This window comes from Oceanobacillus sp. CFH 90083, assembly GCF_009389585.1.
Lineage (GTDB): Bacteria > Bacillota > Bacilli > Bacillales > Amphibacillaceae > Oceanobacillus.
Map to the genome: position 1 here is coordinate 167,351 of NZ_VIYG01000007.1, position 22,579 is coordinate 189,929.

At 39.1% G+C, this 22,579-nt stretch carries 22 protein-coding genes; 6 read left to right on the plus strand and 16 right to left on the minus strand.

Annotated elements, in window-relative coordinates; genetic code table 11:
* The first annotated feature begins 203 nt into the window (after window positions 1-203).
* Both FLK20_RS12660 and FLK20_RS12665 read left to right on the plus strand, forming a co-directional pair.
* Window positions 204-1,106: an SGNH/GDSL hydrolase family protein gene (locus FLK20_RS12660; RefSeq protein ID WP_227995027.1), complete on the plus strand. Its 903-nt coding sequence runs from the start codon at window positions 204-206 to the stop codon at window positions 1,104-1,106.
* An 18-nt stretch (window positions 1,107-1,124) separates the two neighbouring features.
* Entirely contained in the window at window positions 1,125-1,784 is a 660-nt protein-coding gene (locus FLK20_RS12665; RefSeq protein WP_152656943.1) for a YpmS family protein, read from the plus strand.
* A 108-nt stretch (window positions 1,785-1,892) separates the two neighbouring features.
* On the opposite strand, the gene FLK20_RS12670 is transcribed toward FLK20_RS12665, so the two are convergent.
* Together FLK20_RS12670 and FLK20_RS12675 are read right to left on the minus strand one after the other, a co-directional pair.
* The gene (locus FLK20_RS12670; protein ID WP_194165615.1) at window positions 1,893-2,471 is read right to left on the minus strand and encodes a hypothetical protein; all 579 of its coding nucleotides are present in this window, start codon (window positions 2,469-2,471) and stop codon (window positions 1,893-1,895) included.
* A 186-nt stretch (window positions 2,472-2,657) separates the two neighbouring features.
* On the minus strand, window positions 2,658-3,146 hold the full coding sequence (locus tag FLK20_RS12675) for a hypothetical protein (RefSeq protein ID WP_152656944.1): 489 nt from the start codon (window positions 3,144-3,146) through the stop codon (window positions 2,658-2,660).
* Between the two features lie 344 nt (window positions 3,147-3,490).
* Between FLK20_RS12675 and FLK20_RS12680 the strand changes: the two genes are divergently transcribed.
* Window positions 3,491-5,116: an ABC-F family ATP-binding cassette domain-containing protein gene (locus tag FLK20_RS12680; protein ID WP_152656945.1), complete on the plus strand. Its 1,626-nt coding sequence runs from the start codon at window positions 3,491-3,493 to the stop codon at window positions 5,114-5,116.
* Window positions 5,117-5,305: 189 nt separating this feature from the next.
* Here FLK20_RS12680 and FLK20_RS12685 read toward each other — a convergent pair whose 3' ends face one another.
* Window positions 5,306-6,256: an L-threonine 3-dehydrogenase gene (locus FLK20_RS12685; RefSeq protein WP_152656946.1), complete on the minus strand. Its 951-nt coding sequence runs from the start codon at window positions 6,254-6,256 to the stop codon at window positions 5,306-5,308.
* A 94-nt stretch (window positions 6,257-6,350) separates the two neighbouring features.
* Complete coding sequence (locus FLK20_RS12690) at window positions 6,351-7,541, minus strand: glycine C-acetyltransferase (RefSeq protein ID WP_152656947.1); 1,191 nt, start codon at window positions 7,539-7,541, stop codon at window positions 6,351-6,353.
* A gap of 199 nt (window positions 7,542-7,740) precedes the next feature.
* Here FLK20_RS12690 and FLK20_RS21645 point away from each other — a divergent pair, with 199 nt between their 5' ends.
* The gene (locus tag FLK20_RS21645; protein ID WP_194165616.1) at window positions 7,741-7,878 is read left to right on the plus strand and encodes a hypothetical protein; all 138 of its coding nucleotides are present in this window, start codon (window positions 7,741-7,743) and stop codon (window positions 7,876-7,878) included.
* Between the two features lie 361 nt (window positions 7,879-8,239).
* On the opposite strand, the gene FLK20_RS12695 is transcribed toward FLK20_RS21645, so the two are convergent.
* From FLK20_RS12695 to FLK20_RS12725, 7 genes are all read right to left on the minus strand, one after another.
* Window positions 8,240-9,103 (minus strand): 3D domain-containing protein, encoded by an 864-nt coding sequence (locus FLK20_RS12695; RefSeq protein WP_152656948.1) that lies wholly within the window; start codon window positions 9,101-9,103, stop codon window positions 8,240-8,242.
* Between the two features lie 255 nt (window positions 9,104-9,358).
* A complete protein-coding gene (locus FLK20_RS12700; RefSeq protein ID WP_152656949.1) occupies window positions 9,359-10,240 on the minus strand; it encodes a DUF1002 domain-containing protein in 882 nt (293 codons plus the stop codon).
* A 266-nt stretch (window positions 10,241-10,506) separates the two neighbouring features.
* On the minus strand, window positions 10,507-12,009 hold the full coding sequence (locus FLK20_RS12705) for a tripartite tricarboxylate transporter permease (RefSeq protein ID WP_152656950.1): 1,503 nt from the start codon (window positions 12,007-12,009) through the stop codon (window positions 10,507-10,509).
* 23 nt (window positions 12,010-12,032) lie between these two features.
* Window positions 12,033-12,491, minus strand: coding sequence for a tripartite tricarboxylate transporter TctB family protein (locus FLK20_RS12710; RefSeq protein ID WP_152656951.1), 459 nt, complete (start codon window positions 12,489-12,491; stop codon window positions 12,033-12,035).
* Window positions 12,472-13,443, minus strand: coding sequence for a tripartite tricarboxylate transporter substrate binding protein (locus FLK20_RS12715; protein ID WP_152657052.1), 972 nt, complete (start codon window positions 13,441-13,443; stop codon window positions 12,472-12,474). The genes FLK20_RS12710 and FLK20_RS12715 overlap by 20 nt, the downstream gene beginning before the upstream one ends.
* A gap of 490 nt (window positions 13,444-13,933) precedes the next feature.
* A complete protein-coding gene (locus FLK20_RS12720) occupies window positions 13,934-14,599 on the minus strand; it encodes a response regulator (RefSeq protein ID WP_152656952.1) in 666 nt (221 codons plus the stop codon).
* Complete coding sequence (locus FLK20_RS12725; protein WP_227995028.1) at window positions 14,596-16,110, minus strand: ATP-binding protein; 1,515 nt, start codon at window positions 16,108-16,110, stop codon at window positions 14,596-14,598. Before FLK20_RS12725 ends, FLK20_RS12720 begins: the two co-directional genes overlap by 4 nt.
* A gap of 515 nt (window positions 16,111-16,625) precedes the next feature.
* Here FLK20_RS12725 and FLK20_RS12730 point away from each other — a divergent pair.
* Both FLK20_RS12730 and FLK20_RS12735 read left to right on the plus strand, forming a co-directional pair.
* Window positions 16,626-17,825 carry an MFS transporter gene (locus FLK20_RS12730; RefSeq protein ID WP_152657054.1) on the plus strand — a complete coding sequence of 400 codons (1,200 nt, stop codon included), beginning with the start codon at window positions 16,626-16,628 and terminating at the stop codon, window positions 17,823-17,825.
* A gap of 175 nt (window positions 17,826-18,000) precedes the next feature.
* A complete protein-coding gene (locus tag FLK20_RS12735; protein WP_152656954.1) occupies window positions 18,001-18,246 on the plus strand; it encodes a YuzB family protein in 246 nt (81 codons plus the stop codon).
* A 42-nt stretch (window positions 18,247-18,288) separates the two neighbouring features.
* Here FLK20_RS12735 and FLK20_RS12740 read toward each other — a convergent pair whose 3' ends face one another.
* From FLK20_RS12740 to FLK20_RS12760, 5 genes are all read right to left on the minus strand, one after another.
* Window positions 18,289-19,458, minus strand: a complete 1,170-nt coding sequence (locus FLK20_RS12740) for an iron-containing alcohol dehydrogenase (protein WP_152656955.1) — start codon at window positions 19,456-19,458, stop codon at window positions 18,289-18,291.
* Window positions 19,459-19,469: 11 nt separating this feature from the next.
* Complete coding sequence (locus FLK20_RS12745) at window positions 19,470-19,847, minus strand: RidA family protein (RefSeq protein WP_152656956.1); 378 nt, start codon at window positions 19,845-19,847, stop codon at window positions 19,470-19,472.
* 177 nt (window positions 19,848-20,024) lie between these two features.
* Window positions 20,025-20,681 carry a lysozyme family protein gene (locus FLK20_RS12750; RefSeq protein WP_152656957.1) on the minus strand — a complete coding sequence of 219 codons (657 nt, stop codon included), beginning with the start codon at window positions 20,679-20,681 and terminating at the stop codon, window positions 20,025-20,027.
* Entirely contained in the window at window positions 20,678-21,103 is a 426-nt protein-coding gene (locus FLK20_RS12755; RefSeq protein ID WP_152656958.1) for a hypothetical protein, read from the minus strand. The genes FLK20_RS12750 and FLK20_RS12755 overlap by 4 nt, the downstream gene beginning before the upstream one ends.
* 17 nt (window positions 21,104-21,120) lie before the next feature.
* Complete coding sequence (locus FLK20_RS12760) at window positions 21,121-22,461, minus strand: MATE family efflux transporter (RefSeq protein WP_152656959.1); 1,341 nt, start codon at window positions 22,459-22,461, stop codon at window positions 21,121-21,123.
* Window positions 22,462-22,579: the final 118 nt, after the last annotated feature.

A 22,579-nucleotide genomic window follows, 5' to 3' on the forward strand; every position in this document is an offset into this window, starting at 1 on the left:
TTTGTTTACTATTTATTATCCTTGGTTTATTATGTATTAACCTTGATTAAAATAAGATTATAAAGAAAAACATTTATCTATGAAAATGAACCAGTGTATTTTACAAAAATAAATGCAGCAAATAATATTTCCTTTCGTATCCTTAGGTAATTTTATTTGTTCCAACATAAACTAGAAGAAAAGAACACGTAGGTGTGATGAAGATGACAAAAAAGAGATGGCTTATTCTCATTAGCTTCCTTCTTATTATCGTTGTAGCCGTTTTTTCGATTTTACAACTGCCCTATTTTCAGTTAAGCTCTGAACAACGGGAAAGAGAAGAAGCGCTGAGAGAACAAATTACGCCTAAAGCAGGTGAGAATGAGGAAGATACAGAAGATCATGAGAGCGAAGAGGTCATGGGTGATGCGGAGGAGCAGGAAAATGAACCTTTGGCTGTTAACGAAACACTGGAAAACACGTTTGAATTTACCCCGGAGGACGACGTAAATATTGTAGCACTCGGTGACTCACTGACTCAAGGTGTGGGGGATGATACAAACCAGGGAGGCTATGTCGGGATATTGGACAGAACACTTCAAATTCTTGATACTAATTTCCACTTTGATAATTTTGGAAAACGGGGAAATCGCTCTGATCAGCTGCTTAATCGGCTGAATGAAGAGCCGGAAATAGCTGCGGCTTTAGAAGAAGCAGATATTATTATTATTACCATCGGCGCAAACGATATTATGCAGGTGCTGAAGGAAAATATAATGGATTTAGAAATTAGCTATTTCAATGATGAACAATCTTCTTATGAAGCAAGATTGCATGAGATATTTGATAAAATCCGTTCTATAAATACGGATGCTTCTATTTATCTACTAGGTGTATTTAATCCTTTTAAAAATTATTTTGAAGACATTCCAGAATTAGATCAAATTATCCATAATTGGAATGATACAGGAAGAGAAGTTGTTCATCAAAACGAAAACAGCACGTTTGTACCTATTGATGATTTATTTAATGATACAACGGTAAATTTATTTGCAGAAGATAACTTCCATCCTAATTATGATGGATACTATTTAATGGCTGAACGTATTCTGGAATATTTTAATTAAGTTGGGATGAAAACGATAATGAGAGTAAAGAACAGACAACTAAAAATAAATAATAAATGGAAAGCCGGTTTTATTGGTCTCCTTATTTTGAATGGGATAATTCTGCTCCTTTTGCTGGCATTGATTTTTTGGCCGGTTTCTGATAATGCATTCCCTCAAAACGCTGTGATAAATGAACAGGAAAGCTCTGAGTTTTATATTCAGACAACCAAGCAAAACTTAAATAATTTAATCAATGCATATGTTGAAAAATTACTTGAGGGAACAGATCATCATTATCGTATTTTACTTGAGGATGATGTGCATTTGATGGGAGAGCTGCCTGTCTTCTCATCTACCGTGCCTCTATCCGTCCGGTTTGAACCGATTGAACAGGCTAATGGCGATCTTATTTTACAGCAAAAGTCAATCTCCGTTGGGCTGCTAGAGCTGCCGAACAAAAAAATCATGGAATATATGGATCGATTTCTGCCAATGCCTGACTGGGTGACTATCGACCCGGACAGCCAAGAGATTTATGTAGCTGTGACTGATATGAATTTACAAGGAAACTTTGATGTGGCTGTACAGCATATGGATTTAGAAGCAAATAATATCACCATGAAGCTCGTTGTACCATATGAAACACTGGGAATTCAAGATCTCTCCCGGGAAGCAATGCAGAGTCTATTTGAATAACCTGTCAAAAAGCACAGAGCCTCGTCCGAAGCTCTGTGCTTTTTCAATAAAAATTTTAAACCTTGTATTAGTATGCCATTTTAGATTATTAGATTTTCACCCCAGCATTTATACGTTAGAAATATAAGATAATGATGGCTGTTCTGCTGCTGATAAAGAATCTGCATCTTTATAATGTAACAATACTCCTTCATAAACAAGCTTTAAATCCGGAGCAGTTCGAATATCCTCCGGTGTTGTAAAGTAAGGGTCCTTTGTTAAAGAAAGACTCGTTACATCCTGTAAAATGGTTGCCACAAACTGTGAACAGAAAAAGGCTGTCTGCCGTGTAATTTTGATTTTCATCATGACTCCAAATAGCCCAATAAAGTTATAACGGTATTTTTCTTTGTCAATTTCTATATTTTGAATAAAGGATTTAATATATTCATATTCTTTTTCAGTCACTTTCAGTGCATAAATTTCACACATAGAGTGATTTAAGTATGGCGAAAAAATATCCTCTTTTACAAACCCACCAATAAATGGATTATTAGGCTGTTTCCTCCCAAAGCTATAAACTTCTGTTAATTCTCTATCTAAAGCAATAGAAACATGGTTTAAAGGCTCCTGAGTATACAGATGAATCAATCGTGAAAGATAGCTTCCTGTATCAGTAAACAGCAAATAAACCGTCTTGCTTTTCATCTACTTGTTCCCCCTCTTCGGACATACCCTTTTTTATTAATATATACAAAAGTATTTTAATATACAATAGCTGGTGCAAAAATAGATAGTTGTATTCCTTACTGCCTTTTCACTGCTCCACTTCTATCTTAAAAAGGGTATGATAATGGTGGTCCATCTCGTCCAGTTATACCATTTATTTACGTATTAAATGACAAAAAGTTTCAATGTATCCTCTAATTTGTCATTATTTTTATTATCGTGTAACTGCTTGTTCAGAATGCTTTGCATTTTCTGTAACTGATCGGTCATATTCTGGTAGACCTTTTTCAATGAGCCCAGCTGTTTCAAAGCTTCTTCCATTAAAATTTGCATTTTCTGCATCCGGTTTTTAAATACCTTGTACGCTCTATATGAAAAATCATATGCCTCTTTTTCCGACTTCTGCTCAGCTATTTTCATTTGTGTAAATTGCATTTCTGCATTTTCTTGCGCATTTATATACCCCTGCTGATATATTTCCCCAAGCTTAGCTTGTATCTTCATTAACTTTCTTATCTCTTCTTTTTCCTGTTCGCTTTTCTTTATATAGTAAACTGTCATAGCATAGCGTTTCTTCAGCTCGTTCTTATTTATCATTATATGAACATTATCTGAAATGGTATCCTTCATATGCGGAAAGATTTTTAGTGTCATTTACATTCCTCCTTCATAGCTGGATTCAGAAATTAAATAATAAGGAAGCATGCTCTTTTCAGCTTTATTTTTAAGCTACTTTTATTCTAGCGGTTAGTTTATTCATTCGTAATAACCCAGCGTCATATTTTCAACTAAGCCTTCCGGTCTATAGCTTTATAGAACTGGAAAGAACCAAAAGCGCAAAGCGGCCGTTTAGCTACAAATAGTTATCCACAAGCAAACAATCTGATAATTCCCTGGATGACGAGATATTTTTAGAGATATAGCGGTCTTATCTTGCATTGTTGCCACAAATAACGTAAGCTTACTTTGATAACGATTTATTGGAGGCAATTAATAAAATGTTAACAGTAACTAATGTTAGTTTACGATATGGTGATAAGAAGCTTTTTGAAGATGTCAACTTAAAATTTACACCGGGAAACTGCTACGGAGTGATTGGCGCAAATGGTGCAGGGAAATCTACGTTCCTGAAAATTCTTTCTGGTGAAATCGAACCGCAATCCGGCAATGTGTCCCTGACACCGGGACAGCGTCTGACTGTTTTAAAACAGGATCACTATGCTTATGAAGAGCATCCAGTGCTGGAGACTGTATTAATGGGTCATGAACGTTTATACAAAGTCAAACAGGAAAAAGACGCGATTTATATGAAGGCAGACTTTAACGAAGAAGACGGAATCCGCGCTGCAGAGCTTGAAGGGGAATTCGCAGAGATGAATGGCTGGGAAGCAGAATCTGACGCTGCTGTACTTCTTAAAGGGCTTGGCGTGGACGAATCTGTTCATGATTTAAAAATGGCAGAGATTCCTGAAGAGCAGAAGGTAAAAGTATTACTTGCCCAGGCATTATTCGGCAATCCGGATATTCTTCTTCTCGATGAGCCGACAAACGGATTGGATATTCAGGCAATTCAATGGCTGGAGGAATTCCTTATTCAATTTGAAAATACCGTTATCGTTGTATCCCATGACCGTCACTTTTTAAATAAAGTTTGTACGCAAATTGCGGATGTCGACTACGGAAAAATTCAGCTCTATGTCGGAAACTATGATTTCTGGTATGAGTCCAGTCAGCTTGCTTCCCGGATGGCTCAAGAATCGAATAAGAAAAAAGAAGAGAAAATTAAAGAGTTAAAAGACTTTATCGCCCGTTTTAGCGCAAATGCTTCAAAGTCCAAACAGGCAACGTCGCGTAAGAAAATGCTGGATAACATTACGTTGGATGATATTAAGCCATCATCCAGAAAATATCCGTATATCGCCTTTACGCCTGAACGTGAAATTGGAAATGATTTATTACAGGTGAAGGATTTATCGAAAACCATTAATGGTGTGAAAGTATTGGATAAGGTGAACTTCACACTAAATTCGAATGATAAAGTGGCATTGGTCGGCAAAGATGATATTGCCAATACTACTTTATTGCAAATTCTGGCCGGTGAATTAGAGCCGGACGAAGGCTCTTATAAATGGGGAATTACAACATCACAGTCCTATTTCCCGAAAGATAATTCCGAGTTCTTTGATGGTGTGGACTTATCCTTGGTGGAATGGCTGCGTCAATACTCCCCTGAGGATGAAACAGAAACCTTCTTACGCGGTTTCTTAGGAAGAATGTTATTCTCCGGAGAAGAAGCGAAGAAAAAAGCAAATGTCCTGTCCGGTGGAGAAAAGGTCCGCTGTATGCTTTCTAAAATGATGCTTTCCAAATCGAATGTCCTTATTTTAGACGAGCCCACCAACCATCTGGACCTGGAATCAATTCAGGCATTAAATAATGGTCTGGTTAAATTCAAAGGATCGATTGTCTTCACATCACATGACCATGAATTTATCAACAGTATTGCGAACCGCATTATCGAAATCACGCCAAACGGTATTGTTGATAAAGAAATCTCTTATGATGAATATGTTCAGGATAAAAAGCTGCAAAAGCAAGTGAAGGAAATGTATACAACAGCATAATACAGACTTACCGGCTATAAAATAGAGACTCTGATAAGTATATCCTTTATCAGAGTCTCTTTCTTTCCTATAAAGCCTTAAGACAATAATATAAGTGCAACGATTTTCATGGGGCGAGTAATCTCACCCCCAACGAAAGGAACCTGTGCTTTTAAGGCCTGACTTGCCAAGCCTTTTTTCTCCAATTTATCAAGCGCTATCTCGCTTTATTTTTTCCCGAATCTTTTCCAGCATATCTATTGTCATACTGTCAATATCATGTGCTGCCTCAAAACCCCATTCTTCTTTCGCAGCGTCTGCATTAATAGAATCTGGCCAGCTCTCTGCAATCCCCTGTCTGACAGGGTCCACCTGATAATTCATTTCAAAATCCGGAATCTGCCTGCCGATCGCTTCTGCAAAATGCTCCGGCGCTGCAGACATTGCGGTAATATTGAAGGCATTGCGGTGCTTTAATCGATCAGGGTCTGCTTCCATCAGCTGAATAATCGCATTTAAAGCATCCGGCATATACATCATATCCATATGCGTACCCTGGGCAATATAGGAAGTATACCTTCCTTTTCGAATTGCTTCGTAATACACTTCTACTGCGTAGTCTGTTGTACCGCCTCCCGGAGCTGTTACATAAGAAATTAAACCGGGGAAGCGAACCCCTCTGGTATCGACTCCAAATCTGGAATAATAGTAATCACATAGTAATTCTCCTGCTACTTTATTTACCCCATACATCGTTGTCGGCCGCTGCAGTGTATCCTGAGGTGTATTGTCTTTTGGTGTACTTGGTCCAAATGCACCAATCGAGCTGGGTGTAAAAAATTTTAATTTTAACTCCTTCGCTGCTTCTAAAGCATTTACCAGCCCGCCCATATTAATTTCCCATGCCACTTTTGGAAAAGCCTCTGCCTTCGCTGATAAGAGCGCGGCTAAATGGATAATGGTATCCACATTATATTTTTTAGCAATCTCATAAATATCCTTTTCTTTCGTCACATCGATCTCTTCAAATATTCCTGTCGGACTCTCAGGTCTCCGGATATCAGAAGCAATGATATTCTCCTCACCGTATGTACTACGAAGCTTCTCCGTTAATTCTGACCCGATTTGTCCTAATGCACCGGTCACTAAAATTTTTTTCATCTCGGAAAACACCCCTTAAAGGCTGTTCAAAAAGTCCGCTAAAAATAACATTTTGAATTTTTATCAACCCTTTTGAACATGAACCCTTCCTTTTTTAAATCAAGTTCATTTCTTTACCAATTTTTTCATAGATACGGATAGCATGATCCAGCATTTCTTTCGTATGAGCTGCTGTCGGCATATTCCGAACACGCCCAGTACCCCTTGGGACAGTTGGAAACACAATTGCTTTTGCATAAACGCCTTCCTCATACAACCTTTTGCTGAACGTCTGTGCCTGCTTTTCATCGTCGATAATACAAGGGGTAATCGGTGTCTCACTCTCTCCGATATCAAAGCCCAGATCTTTTAACCCTTTTTTCAAGTAATCGCCATTCTCCCAGAGCTTCTCATTCAGCTCGGTACTCTCCATTAACATTTCAATAGCTCTTGTACTTGCTATCGCATCTGCCGGGGATACAGCTGTAGAAAACAGGAATGGACGGGAACGGACCTTCAGCCAATCAATCAGCGCTTGTTTCCCGGCAACATATCCACCGATCACACCAATTGCTTTTGATAGCGTACCCATTTGAAAATCTACTTTGTCCTGTAATCCAAAATGTTTTACCGTACCTGCCCCATCTCCCGTTACACCAGAACCATGTGCATCATCTACATAGGTTATTAAATCAAATTCTTCGGCAACTTTTACAATCTCCGGCAGCTTGGCGATATCTCCATCCATTGAAAACACACCATCAGTAATAACCATAATTTTGTTATATTCGCCTGACTCTGCCGCTTCTTTTGCTTTTGCACGTAAATCATCCATATCTGAATGCGCAAACCGGATAATTTTCGCTTTTGACAGACGGCAGCCGTCAATAATGGAGGCATGGTTTAACGCATCCGATAAAATAGCATCATTTTTATCCATTACAGCTGAAATAGCTGCCATATTACAGTTAAATCCAGATTGGTAAGCGATAGCTGCTTCGGTGCCTTTAAATGCAGCAATTCTTTTTTCCAGTTCCATATGCAAATCAAGTGTACCATTAATCGTACGAACGGCACCGGCTCCAACACCATGAGAATCAATGGCTTGTTTTGCCGCATCTTTTAGTTCCGGGTGCGTTGCAAGACCTAAATAGTTGTTGGAAGAAAGATTGATTAACTTTTTCCCTTCAATCATAATCTCCGGTCCATTCGCACCTTCTACGATATCAATTTCGTTATACAGACCATTTTCCTTTAAATCAGCGATATTCGATTCTAAAAACTGATCTAAATTTCGGCTTGTCATACATATCATCCTCCCTGAAATAGTCATCTATGAAATCCCTTACAATTATAACACAGAAATTTTCCATATCAGTCATTTACAGAATTAGCGAATATATAAGAAAATTTATTGTTTTTCCTGCTAGCCAAGCGGCTTACAATGTCCTATACTTAGAGAGTTGAATATTATTGAAGAATAAAATGGAGGGTTGAAAAGAAACATGCGAAAAGTTCTACTTACTTTGTTCATTTTTGTCATTGCCGCAGTAGGAGCTTTAGGCTATTCAAGTGCTCATAACGATAATAATGAAGAAATTGAACAAAGCCCGGCTTCCACGACTACCGAATTTCAGAATTAAAAAGGATATTCAAAAAGTCCGTTAAAGATAAAATAATCATTTATTATTCGTCTTTTTGAAAAATGTGAAGGAAAAATCAGCTTATTATTGATTATAGATAAAACGCAGATGTTTAAGAACCATTTTGCGTCATAACTACAATGTTAAACAGCCAGATAGCATCGTTTGATAAGGTTTCATGCTTATTTTTTAGAAGTATGGTGCCTTTTTTATTTTGACAACTCCTACATTTAAAGCAGTGGGCTTTCTAGTTCGGAAAATCTGTAAAGAAAACAAGTTTTTCTTTAGATTCTTTGTACTTTTTTAAAGCGCAGAAAAATAGCTTAAGAGTTTCATTGACTCTTAAGCTATCTTTATAAATTTACTCTACGATTGTTACGTTAACTTGTTGTCTTCCAAAGTTTAATGCTTCTTGTTTAGTTGGTACATGCAGGTCGATTTTGTTTCCATTGATTGCACCGCCGGTATCGGCAGCAGTTGCATAGCCATAACCCTCAACGTATACTTTACTTCCCAATGGAATAACGCTAGGATCTACTGCAATTACTTTTGCATTAGGATTTGCATTTAAATCTACACCTGTTGCAGTAACTCCGGAGCATCCATCACATCCTGCTGTATATGCAGTTGCTTCTACGGAAATTGTTTCCCCTTGTGGAGAATCGTTGTTTGAAGATTGTTCTGCTGGTTCAGAAGCAGATGCTTCTTCATTTGAAGTTTGCTCTGCAGGAGCTTCTTCTTGTGCGGGCTCGCTTTCCTCTTCAACTGGAGCACTTTCTTCTGCTTGCTCTTCTGTTGCTTCTTCAGCTGGTTCTTCTGTTACTGTTTCTGCTGCAGGCTCAGCTGCTGCACCATTTATTGATAATTGGTATCCGATAACGATTGTATCAGAAGAAAGGTTATTCCATTCTTTAATATCATTTATAGATACACCGAATTTCTTAGCTATCTCTGATAAGGTGTCACCTTTTTCTATTGTATATCGTGTTTCTTCACCATTTTCATTAGGTTCACTTACCAAAATAATATCTTTCGGATGGATTACCGTTGTTTTAAGATTATTTATATCAAGTAAGTTTTGTACGCTTGTATCATGTTGGGCTGCAATCTCCCATAAGCTCTCTCCTAATTCGACCTTGTGTTCATTTGCGTCAGCGGAAACTGTTGTTGCAGCTGCACCGGTAATAATAAATCCAGCAGATAATGCTGCTACTAGTTTTCTCATCTGATAACCTCCTTTGTTTTTCACAATGACTATCCTATCACAGGATCCCAGAGAATACAGTTACAGGACAGTTAAGTGTAAATTACAATGATTACATATCATTCAGCTACTATTACATTTGTAACATGATTGTTATAGTAGAGAGGTGTCGTCCATGTTTTATGACAAATCAACGTCAAATAAGAGGCTTTGTAATAATAAAAAAAGAGCTCTCTTTGATAGAGAACCCTTTGTCAAATGCTTGCCAGTATTCAATTAGCTGCTAAAAAAGTTTGCAATGGAACGGAATATATCACTAAAGAAATTCGCTACTCTCTCCCAAAATCCTCTGTCCAAGCCTAAATCTTCCGCTCTTTCGACAAGGTTGTTTGTAATATCCTCTAATTGATCTCTCATCGATCCAAAATCAATTTCTAAATCCCTCATTCTGTTTACTAAATCAATCAGCATTTGCCGATCAGCATCATTAAGCTGAATATCCAGATTGTTTAGTTGCTCATTAACGATTTGCTCTACTTCTTCTCTTGTCACTGGATTCTGTTCAGCAATCATTTTTTTGATTTCTGTTAAAAGCGTACTTACATCTTCATCGCTAATATTTTCATTATCAGCTAAATCTGTTGCCAGTTCTAACTCATCGTTAGCTAATTCCATTCGGTCCTGATCTAATTCTACTCCTTCCACATCATAGGCTTTATAAATTCCTGTTAATGCAGAATGACCCGATACCTTGACGGGGGAAACAACATCTACTGTTGCATTTTCCGCTCCTGCTGTTAATAGAGCGTTCATATACATCTCCCGTGTTACTTCCGTTATATTATCCGGTGTTAAAATATTCACGTCCAGTCCTGTTCCACTTGACTCTAATGTAATCCCTGCGGAGGAGTACATATTGGCATTTGGATTTCCATTTATAAAATCAGCGTAGTCCTGTCCTGTCACATCATGTTCCTCATATGTGTCATCATCTGATATCTCCAGCATCTCCTTGACTTCTGCCCGCTGGCTGTCACTAAGTTTTTCCCCATAGATAATCGTTGTATTAGAAGCTGCTGAAACTGGCAATAAGATACTGAAAAATAATATGCAGCTTAGTGCAACGTATTTCAACATGGATACTAACTTCTTATTCATTTTGTTTACTCCTTTTCTTCGCAAGAGCTCTCCTCTTACTTTTGATATTTGTGATGAGCAACTATCGTCATCTATTATAACCTGAAGAAAAAATGATTACATGTTTTTAAACAATTAATTTATAATCTTGGCATGAAAAAAAAGACCTCCGTATCTCTTTTGCTTCGAAACGAAAATCTTTTTCTTTCTTTAGAGCCGGCTATTCCCCGGATTTCTTTTCAGATAAACAGGACTGCTCTTATAAAAATGTTTAAGTAGAAAAATGATTAGTATTTCTTTACTTTTGCCTCCTCTTTCTTACGTCGTATACGATCTCTCCAAGCAGGTACAACTAATGCGATTATCATGATAATGAATAGGAACATCGTTAACGGACTCGTATAAAAAATGCTCCAGGAGCCGCCGGAAATAGTTAAAGATTGACGTAATGCCTGCTCCATCATTCCTCCCAGGATAAATGCCAGAATAAAAGGTGCTGCCGGGAACGCAAAGATCCGCATCAGATATCCCAAAATGCCAAAGATCACGAGTAAATATAAATCAAAGGTGCTGAAGCTGACCGCATATACCCCCACTAAGCTTGAAACAATAACTAATGAGATTAGTAATGGACGTGGTACCTTTAGTATTTTAACAAAGTAGGGAATTAACGGAAGGTTCAAAATTAACAGGAAAATATTCCCTATATACATACTAGCGATAACCCCCCAAAATACAGTAGGGTTTTCTGTCATCAGTAACGGGCCCGGCTGAACACCTAAAACAAGAAAAGCCCCCAGCATAACCGCTGTAGTACCTGACCCGGGAATACCTAAGCTGAGTAGAGGCACAAATGCACCACTTGTCGCTGCATTATTTGCTGTTTCCGGTCCGGTCAGTCCTTTGATAGAGCCTTTACCAAATTCATCTGGATTTTTTGCAAGTTTCTTTTCACTAATATATGCCACAAATGAAGATATCGTTGCTCCTGCTCCCGGAAGTACCCCTAAAATGAACCCAAGAAAGGATTGCCGGGTTAATGGCCCTTTCATTTCCTTAATATCCTGTTTAGACAGTTTCAGACTTCCGATATTTGATAGTCCTTTCATTTTTTGCTTTCGATTTAAAATTAAGAAGCATACTTCTGCAAGCGCAAATACTCCAAGTGCTATAATTAAGAAATCAATGCCATCTAATAAATTTACACTCCCAAAGGTAAAACGGCTTGTTCCAGTTTGTGAATCAATTCCTATCGTAACGATCATAAATCCTAATACCGCAGATATAAGCGCCTTAATCGTTGAACCCTCGGATAAACTGGCAATGGCAGTCAATCCTAATAGCATTAATGCAAAATATTCTGGTGGTCCAAACAGAATAGCAACGCTGGCCAGCATCGGAGCAAATAACATTAATAAAATAACACTAACCGTTCCGCCGACAAAGGAAGCAATTGCCGAAATTGCCAAGGCTTTTCCAGCTTTCCCCTGCTGTGCCATTGGGTAACCGTCAAAGGAAGCTGCTACTGTTCCAGCTACACCTGGTGCATTTAACAAAATAGAAGAGGTCGACCCTCCATACATGGAACCATAATACACCCCTGCCATCATTACTAGGGCAATTGTCGGATCCATTCCATAGGTTATTGGAATCATGATTGCTATCGCACTGATCGGCCCTAACCCCGGAATCATGCCAATGATTGTTCCCAACAACACTCCCAGAAAAACAAACATAATTGCTTCCCAGCTGAAAGCTACTTGAAAACCTTGTAAAATTCCATCAAACATCTATTTGTCACTCCTTCCGTATCCTAAAACGGCAGAATTCCTGCCGGTAATCGAATGGCTAATCCATAATTGAATAAGCTGTATGCACTTCCAGCAAACAGCAAACTTGTCAAAAGTAACACAGTCCAATTTTTGTATCCTAAAAATCGGGAGCTGGCGATAATAAATAAAGCTGTCATAATAACAAAACCAATGACCTCCAAAACGGTTATATACAGTAATATCATTGCTAAAATCCCAAGCAGTATGAAGAAATCATTCTTGGGAATGACTCTTTTCGCTTTTTGTTCGTCCGTGTCAATATCTTTACTAAAAAAGAAGAAAATAGATAGAATAAGCAGTGCGTATCCCAGCAGCTTAGGAACCAAGTCCGCATCGACCGGGACAAAAATGTATTCCGGCAGCTGGTAGGCCATGATTAAATAGCCGGCAGCAATTATTATTAATACAATAGACAACCCTTTATTGACCGATATTTTCATCTTCATCCTCCTCGATAAAACCAAGTTCTATTAATATGTTCTCCAGATCATCAGATTGCTCATCTAAGAATTCCCTGAACTCATCACTGCCCATAAACTGTTCATCCCAGCCATACATATCCCGAACCTCTGCAAAGGCATCTGATTCAGATACTTCTTTATATATATCCTCATAATAGGCAAGCTGTTCTTCTGTCATATCTGGTGGTCCAAACATTCCTCGCCATACGATGAACTCCGCATCAATTCCTTGTTCTTTTGCCGTTGGAAGCGTGCTTAAGTATTCATCCCCCTCCAGCCTTTCTGGAGCTGTAATACCTAGAATTTTCAATTTTCCAGCACGTGCCTGATCTGCTGCATCCATTACTCCTGTAGAAATGACATCGACACTCCCATTAAGAACAGAGGTCATTCCTCCACTATCCTGATCAGAGATATAACGAATCTTCGTAATATCTACTCCGGCTTTATCTGCAAACATCATAAACTGGATATGATCCATACTTCCTGGAGAAGACGCACCAACTACTGTGATACTCTCTGGATCCTCCCGCATATCTGTAAATAAATCTTCTAACGAATTCCACTCTGCATCCTCACGAACTGCAAAGGCTCCGTAATCGGCAATCAAATTGGCTATTGGTGTAAAGTCTTCATAACCGAATGGAGATTGTCCGTTTAAATACACAAAATGTAATGGTGGAGAGCTTATAAAAATATTGTGCGGATCATTTCTTTTATGTATATACGACCATGCCACCGCACCACCACCACCTGGCTTATTTACAACACCAAAGCTTTGATCAGCTAATCCCTCTTCATCAATTGTTCTTGCCAGCATACGGGCAGTTGTATCCCAGCCTCCCCCTGCTGCAGCTGGAGCGATAATTTCAATAGACCGGTCAGGAACCCACTGCCCCTGTTCATTGATCGAACCGCTTTGCACAGGCATGGAACATCCCGCAATTAGAAAAAGAGGTAAAATCAGGATCAATATAATTCTTTTTAACAATGAAAACGCCTCCTTTTTAGTGCCTGTTCAAAAAATCGATAAAAAGGACCAAGAAGTTCAAGGCGACGAAATTTTTTCGTACGGACTCCCGCAGAATATGGTGATTGCCACGTTGCCCACATGATGTTGGTGTTCTTAGTAGAAGTTCCTTTTCACGCCATGTCACTTTTATTGGACTTTTTGAACATCCTCTTTTATTACTTTTTCATTTTAGTTAATTTTTCAGTTGTTGTAACCGTTTTCAAATTAATGTTTATTAAAAAACTTCTATTCGTTTTGTTCATTTTGTTCACGGGATTTTCTGTTATCCGACTGCATTATAAGCTACCTTGTCTATTCTTCAACAAAATCTGGCTAAAAAAACATTTTCATCAAAAAAAGAGAGGAATAATCCCCTCATTCTTCTCAGTCGACATTTTCAATGAATGACTTAAATGACATATTTTCTTTCTGGTCGTCCGACACCATATTCCAATTCTGCCCGTACATATTCTACAGATATTAAATATTCCAGATAACGTCTTGCCGTTGTCCGGGAGACACCAAGTTTTTTTCCTACCTTTTCAGCAGTCATTCCCTCCGATGATTTTTGTAATACATCTTTTACCTTTTTCAATGTCAATTCATCAATTCCTTTAGGGTATTCCTGCTGTTTTCCATTTCCCTTATGCTTGGATTGAAACAACTGATCAGCAAGCTGCTGGGTAATTTCTTCACTGGATTGAATCAAATTGATATTATCTATTGCATTTTTTACAGCTTCGGCTAATCGTTCTAATGCAATTGGTTTAACTAAATAATCTATAACACCAGACAAATATGCTTTTTCCAAAATCTTCTTATCGGTTGCTGCTGTAATTAAAATGATTTGTAACGATGGATTTTCCTTCTTATAAACTTCAATCATATTCGTTCCAAGCTCATCTGGTAAGTACACATCTAATAACAATAGATCAAATGGACGTTCTCTCAATTTTTCGAGCGTTTCCTTTGCATTGGCAGTCCGTTCAATATGGTTGACTCCTAAGGATTCCTCTAAGTATTGACAATGTATATCCGCCACACGATAATCATCCTCTGCAACAAGTATATTCATGATTCTATTCCTCCTTCTTTTGGAATATAAATGGTAAATATCGTTCCCTGTGGATCATTCGATGCGATTTCAAAGGAACCTCCCATTTCCTTTAATGCTGCTTGTACTAGTGCCAAGCCAAAGCCGCGGTGTACTCCTTCTTTTGTAGTGAATCCCTGCTCCATTATTCGATCATAATCATCCGGCTGAATACCTTCGCCGTTGTCAGCAACTTCAATGACTAAGTCCTTGCCCATATCGGTCAAAAAAATATCTATTCTCGGTTTTTCCGATAAAGCCACTGCATCAAAGGCATTATCAATAATATTCCCAATGATTGTCACCAGATGTGCAGTCAAATGTGTCGGCCATCGATAGGTCACGTAACTCTCTTCATTTAATGTAAAATCTACCTTTTTCTCTGATGCCTTCGAGAGCTTTCCGATTAATACAGCCTGAATAGTAGGGTCAGCTCCTTGATCAAAAAGCACTTTCTCATAGCTCTGTTGCTGACCGATCTCTTCATGAATAAATTTTCGGGCCTTCTCTGTATGACCAAGCTGGAGCCAGCCTGAGATAGCATAAAGCTTGTTCGTATACTCATGTGTCTGCGCACGGAGATCCTGGGAATATTGCTGCACCTCTGACAAAGTATGAATCAACTCTTGTAAATTTGAACGTACTTGGAAACTGGCGACTTTCCCCCGATACTGACCATCATCATCAATAAGTTTGTAATGAACCAAGAGTACTTGCTGATGAATGGTTGTCTCATATGACCCTTCAGCCTTTTCTTCGCTCAAAACATGGGCAAGCTCCGTATGCGGCAATACTTTTTTTACCGATTTCCCAATCACATTCTGCTGCATATGCAGAATATTCTTTGCAGATTGGTTGATTAATGTAATATGTCCATACTGATCTGTTGCAATCAGCCCCTCGTTTATTGATTCCAGAATGGCACCCCGTTCTTTATACATACGGGCAATCTGATACGGCTCTAAGCCAAAGGTATCTTTTCGAATACTGCGTGCCAGAAAATAGCTGCCAACAACGCCAATGATAAAAATTAAAGACAACCATATTAAGAATCCGATAAATCCCTGTGCAAATAATGAATCAATAGAAGAAACCATAAATCCTACAGAGACAACGCCAATAATTTCACCATTATCATTGAATATTGGCGACTTACCGCGAACAGAAACTCCTAAACTTCCCTGTGCAACCGAAACATAGTTTTCACCGTGAACTAATGCCTGTTCATTATCTTCACCAACCATCTCCATACCGATCTTATCTGGATCTGGATGTGTATAACGAATAGAGTCGTTGTCTCCAATTACGATAAATTCGGCTCCTGATTGATGTCGTATCCGCTCAATCAATTCCCAAAGATCATGAGCATCGCCTTTTTCAGCGATAACCGCCTGCACCTCCGGAATTTCTGACACAGCGATTGCAGTGGTTAATGCTTGCTGCCCTATTAACTGTTTCGTTTGCTCTCGTTCAAAAATAATATAGAGGATCATAACCATCAACATGATAACGGTTACAAGTATACAACCATAAATAAGGAAACTTTCTCTCTAACGACCACTTCATCTCTGTTCCTCCCTGTATCAATTAGTATACCGAGAATTAACAGAAAAGGTAAGACGAAAAAGATTAAATTTTCGCATTTGAAACACTTCTTTTAAATGTAATGATCTTGAGCAAATAACTTTTCATTTAGTTCGTGTTTGTGTATATTTGGAGTAGCGAAATAAACAACAGGAGAATCTAAAAGGGTTCTGACAACTTTGTTTCTCTCCATCACAGGAATTTTACAAATGGTTATAGTGCGACAAATTCATGAAACTAAACGGACGGCTGCAGATTGTTGTAGAGAAGGTATGGGTCATTGGAACTTATGCCTTTTTCATATGAACAGAGCGCGCTTATACCATAAAAAATGAATAGTTTAATCTGCAGTTTTTTTAATAAATGGAAAGAAGGTTTGAGTGTTATTCATACACATCCAGGAGTAAAACGTAACTTAGTGATTATGTGGCTGGCTAATTTCTTTATTAGCGGAAGCATGACAATGGTTGTGCCTTTTATTTCCTTGTACATTCAGTCAATGGGGAATTTCTCTGAAGCTTATGTGCAAACATGGTCAGGGTTAACCTTTGCCGTTACTTTCATCAGTGCATTTATTTTTGCACCGATTTGGGGAAGAGTCGGCGATCGCTTTGGAAGAAAACGTCTGATGGTTATGTCAGCCTTAGGGATTGGCATTTCCGTATTTTTAATGGGCTTTGCCACGACCGTATGGCAATTATTTCTTTTGCGCTTTTTAATGGGGATTGTAACAGGCTTTATCCCGATGTCGCAAGCATTTATTGCAACGCAGACACCTAAAGAAGTTGCAGGAAAGGTATTAGGGACTCTGCAAACCGGAACGATTACCGGTTCACTGATGGGACCGCTGCTGGGAGGGGCGCTGGCAGATGCATTTGGTTATTCCAGCACCTTCAAATGGGTTGCTGTAACGATCCTTATATCCGGACTGCTTGTTATATTTGGTGTAAAAGAAATGCAGGTTAAATTTTCAAAAGAAGAAGACACCAAAAATTACACCAGAAAAGAAGTGCTGCAATATATTCTAAATAAGCCAATCTTATTAATAGTTTTATTGATGTCTGCTCTTGTACAGATTGCACACTTCAGTGTCCAGCCAATTTTATCATTATTTGTAGAAGAAATTCATGGACCCGTCAATCTCGCATTCTTTGCAGGGATAGCCTTTTCAGCGACCGGAGTTGGAAACCTGTTAATGACCAGGCGCTGGGGAATCATTGGAGATAATCATGGCTATACCAAAGTATTGATTGTCATGCTGTTTGCATCCGGCTTGGTATACTTGCCGGGTATGTTCATTACAGATATTTGGCAATTGGTCATTTTACGATTCTTACTTGGTCTATTTCTAGGCGGGATTATTCCAATTCGTGTTGCTTATATTCGCCAAGAAGCACCTCTGTCTACCCAGGGGGAAGTGCTTGGCTATGATACCAGCTTACGCTTTTTCGGCAATATTGTCGGACCAATGCTCGGCGGTACCATTGCAGCAACCTGGGGATTCTCCGCAGTCTTTTTAACAACAGGCCTGCTGCTCATTCTTTGCGGCTTTGTGATGCTTATTACCTGGCTACGATATGAACATGAGCCCAACACAAAACATTCGCATTCACATACTTTCTGATTCAGGTAAAAATATTGATTTGTTTTGATAATTATGCTAAAACTAACGAAGCAAGGATAGTTTGCTATAGATTAAATAAAAAATCGATATGAATACTTCCTTCACTTCATTTTCGAATAAAAATTTGAAGTTGGGGGCTAACGTATCAAACATTGATAGAAAGAAAGTGATTGCAATGGGTATTGTCATCGTAGAAATATGTGACGGAAACGCCATCACTACAATAGATATAGAATCCATTCTGGAGAAAGAATTTCCTGAGGTTGCGGTTCTGATGAATGAATGCTTGTCATTCTGTGGGCTATGTGCTGTTCGTCCATATGCCTTAGTAAATAACAAACGTGTATTTGGAAAGACACCGGAAGAATGTCTGGATAAAATACGTTTACAAATTAAAGAAGAGCTTGCAGTTTATGAATAACTGCAAGCTCTTCTACATATTCCGACAATATTTCCCGGGAAATTATAAGCTTGCTTCAAAAATCTCCAGCGAGTCTTTCTTAGTTAAGGTGCGATAATTACCAAATGTGGCATTCGCTACAACCGTTTTCTCCGCCATTTCTTCCATAGTGGATCTATCTATATCATAATCTGCCAGCCGGGAAGGTGCTCCAATTTCATTCCAAAATTCGCGCAGGCGATCAATTCCTTCTAAGGCAACGACTTTATCTGATTTTCCTCTTGTATCCACTCCAAAGACACGGACAGCCAACTGTTTAAAGCGATGTACATTGCTCTCATCCAACACATGCCTCATCCAGTTAGGAAACAAAATAGCTAAACCGCCGCCATGCGGAATATCATGAACAGCCGATACAGCATGCTCCAAATTATGTGTTGCCCAGTCGCCGCGATACCCTAAATTTAACATATTATTTAAGGCAAGTGTCCCACCAAGCATTGCGGTAGACCTGTATGCATAGTTTTCAGGATCTGCTAACAGCTTTGGTCCCACATCCATTAATGTTAACAGAATACCTTCACACCATCTGTCCTGGATCGGTGTATTTTCTTCATGATGAAAATAATGCTCCAGCACATGCGACATCATATCTACCAGTCCATAAATCGTCTGGTCGCGCGGAACGGAAAAAGTATGCACAGGATCTAAGATAGAAAATTTTGGATAGGTAAATGGTGAACCCCATCCATGCTTTTCATTCGTTTCCCAGTTGGTAATCACAGAGCCCGAATTCATCTCAGAACCCGTAGCAGCTAAAGTAAGTATAGTCCCAAATGGCAGTGCACCTGCAGGCTTTTCCTTTTTCGTCACAACATCCCACATATCTGCATCCGTTACCGCACCGACAGCGATTGCTTTCGTACAATCAATCGTACTGCCTCCGCCTACAGCTAAGATAAAATCAATTTTCTGCTCACGGCACATACGGACACCCTCCCGTACTGTAGAGACGCGTGGATTAGGCTCTACTCCAGAAAGCTCAAAAACCTCGGCATTGATTTTTTGCAATTCCTCCAGTACACGATCGTAAATGCCATTTCGTTTAATACTTCCTCCACCATATACAATCAGGATACGGCTTCCATAAGGCTGAATTTCACCAGACAGCTTTTCGATTTGCCCTTTTCCAAATATGAGCTTCGTTGGATTGTGAAAGATAAAATTCTCCATATTATACCTCCTTATCCTTTACGGTATGCAACAATATCCATTTCCACAAGCACATCCTTCGGTAAGCGGCTTACTTCCACACAAGCACGTGCCGGATATGGCTCTTCCAATGCAGCACCATAAATTTCATTGACTGTTGCAAAATCCTCCATGGAATTTAAAAAAATGGTAAATTTTACTGCATTTGCGAAGCTCAAACCTGCTTCCTCTAAAATAGCTTGTAAATTTGCCAACACTTGTTTAGTTTGTGCTTCAATTCCTTCCACCACTTCACCTGTTGCCGGATCAATCGGAATTTGTCCGGAAATGTACAGGAAATCTCCTGCCTCGATCGCTTGAGAATATGGTCCAATTGCTGCTGGTGCATTGTTTGTTTGAATTGCTTTCATAAAATATCATCCTCCACCTTGATTTTTAAATACATAATGTTATCATAATCATCTGTTAATTCTCCGAAAAACTGCAGGAGAAAAAAGCCTCTTTCGGACATAGAAAGATATGACAACAGCATAGTATGCAGAAATTGCTCTTCATCAAGAGCATTTCATTCATATACTGTTATCATATCAGTTTTCCAGCTCTATTTCTATTGCTTCCTTATAAGACATGACAGAGGATACATAATAAATATCACCATAACACGCATCTAATTCTTCCGCTTCTTCTCTCCGGCAGGCATAAATTGAATCTTCTTTTCCTGCCTGTTCATACATATATTGTGAGTAGGCAATGGCAGCCTCTTCCGAATATCTTTTTTCTGTTTCCTGTATATAGGCAATAAAGCCAGGTCCAAAATTATAAGCCTGGACAGCTAAATCTATATCTCCTTCCGCTTGTTCATAAATCTGTGCAAAAAAGGATACCCCCTGCTCAATCGAATGCTCCGGATTATCAATACAGCCCCTTTCCCCACACAGACTTTCAGAGGATTGCATCGGGTCCGGACCGCGTCCCCCAGACTCCTGCATCATCATTGCCAGAATAGTATTCGTTTGCTCTTCTATCCCGTGCTGTTTTGCATACTTTTCAACAAGCGGCTTATATTCCCAGATTTGCTCGCTTAGCGCCGGAACATGAGTGGACTCTTCAAATTCCTGCCCGGGCCCCTCGGCAATATAATTGACTACCAGGGAAAGGAAGGCTAAACCAAAGAAAAATATTACCCCAATAATGATTAAATATTTCAGTAAATCTTTCAGCTGTCTCCATGTCTTTCGTTTCATGATGTTTTCTCCTTTATCCCTTCACCTATCCTCAGCATCCCCCATACCGAAAATCCATATACCATATGCCCTGACAGCCAGATAAGCCACGCCCATGAATTGTCTATTTCCGGTGTCCGCTCCGATAACATTGTAACAGGAAAAATAACCAGCCCAATGAGGCTATTGCAAAATAAGTAAGGAATAAGCTTCTGTTCCATACTTTTCTTTTGGAGGAGAAGGTACAGAATCCATACAATGCCTATTGAAACAAGCAAATGCAAAGAAAATTCCACCCAGCCCGGTAAATACATGCTACCCAGCACAGGAAAATAATCAACATTCATCAGCAATGTATAGACAGGTATTTCTGTCCATTGTTGAAAAAAATAGAAGAATCCTCCGAGTACAAAGCCTGACAGTAAACCAACCAGCAACAGCATCTACTATCCTCCCTATCCTAAGCATCTGCAAATAATTTCTTCTCCCGCCATTTTCCATAGCGATAATACATAATAGCAACAGCGCTGCTTAAGATGAAGCTTGCTCCTACACCAACTGCAATACCGATTTCACCAAGCAGACGGGAAAACAATGCTGCCAGCGGATATCGCAGAACCCAGAAGGAAATGATATTCAATACAAGAATTGGATACATCGCCCCTGCTGCACGGACAACACCATTCAAGATAAAATTAATCCCCAAAAATGGATAGCAAAGTGCAACAATCTGGAGATATACCGTTCCAAATCGGACAGATGCTTCATCTTGAATAAATAATCTGACACCATATTCAGCAAAAATGGCGACAATCACACCGATCAGAAACATAATAACAAAATTATAAATCACACCATATTTCGCAACAGCCCTGACCCTGTCCCAATCCCCTGCACCAATATTCTGACCGGCCATACTGGATACAGCAATACTTAAAGCATGTGCAGGAAGCATCAATAAACTGTCTAAACGCTGTGCCGCACTATATCCCGAAACAACTGCTTCTCCCTGCGTGGCTACAACACCAATAATGGCAGCTGCCCCAGCAGAGATAACCGCCATTTGCAGGCTGGATGGGATACCGATATGCAGAATTAATTTAATTTCCTGCCATTTAGGCAGACTGGGTATGGTAAATGGAGCTAAATCCTTTTTCAAAATATAAAAGAAGCCGATAAAAAAGGAAAAACCCTGTGATACTACAGTAGCATACCCTGCACCAGTAATGCCCCATTCAAAAACATCAATAAATAATGGATCCAGAACAGCATTTAATAGAACTGCTGTTGTCACAAAATAAAGCGGTGTTTTACTATCTCCAATCGAACGCAGCACTGTACTGATAAAATTATAACCAAATAATAATAGAATCCCCATAAAGTTAATCCGTAAGTAAATAGCCGCATCTGCCACCATCGCTTCGGGCGTTCCGAGTAAATGCAACAGCACCTCGGCAAACATATAACCTGAAATTCCAAGAAGTAATGCGATACATGTCATCAGGACAACAAACGCATTCAAATAACGCTTTAACCCCTCTTCATTCTGCTTCCCTTTTTGCTGGGACAAAATCGTTAAGGCAGCATTATTTAAGCCGATAATAAACGAGAGCACCACAAATAAGATGCTCCCGGAAATGGCGACTGCACCCAAAGCATTTGCACCAAGCAGGTTTCCGACCCACAAGCTGTCTACAAATTGATACGATGTTTGCAGCAGGTTCGCCAGAAGAATGGGACCTGAAAAATAAAAAAGACTTTTCCCAATACTGCCTTTTGTAAAATCATATTTCTTAGCCATTTATTTGCACTCCTGCTCTTTTCTTAGCTCATTATTTTATTATAACGGGAAAGGCACAAAAAAAGAAAGAAGCGCTCATTATCAAGTGACATAATAAGTGCTCCTTTCGGAAAATTCT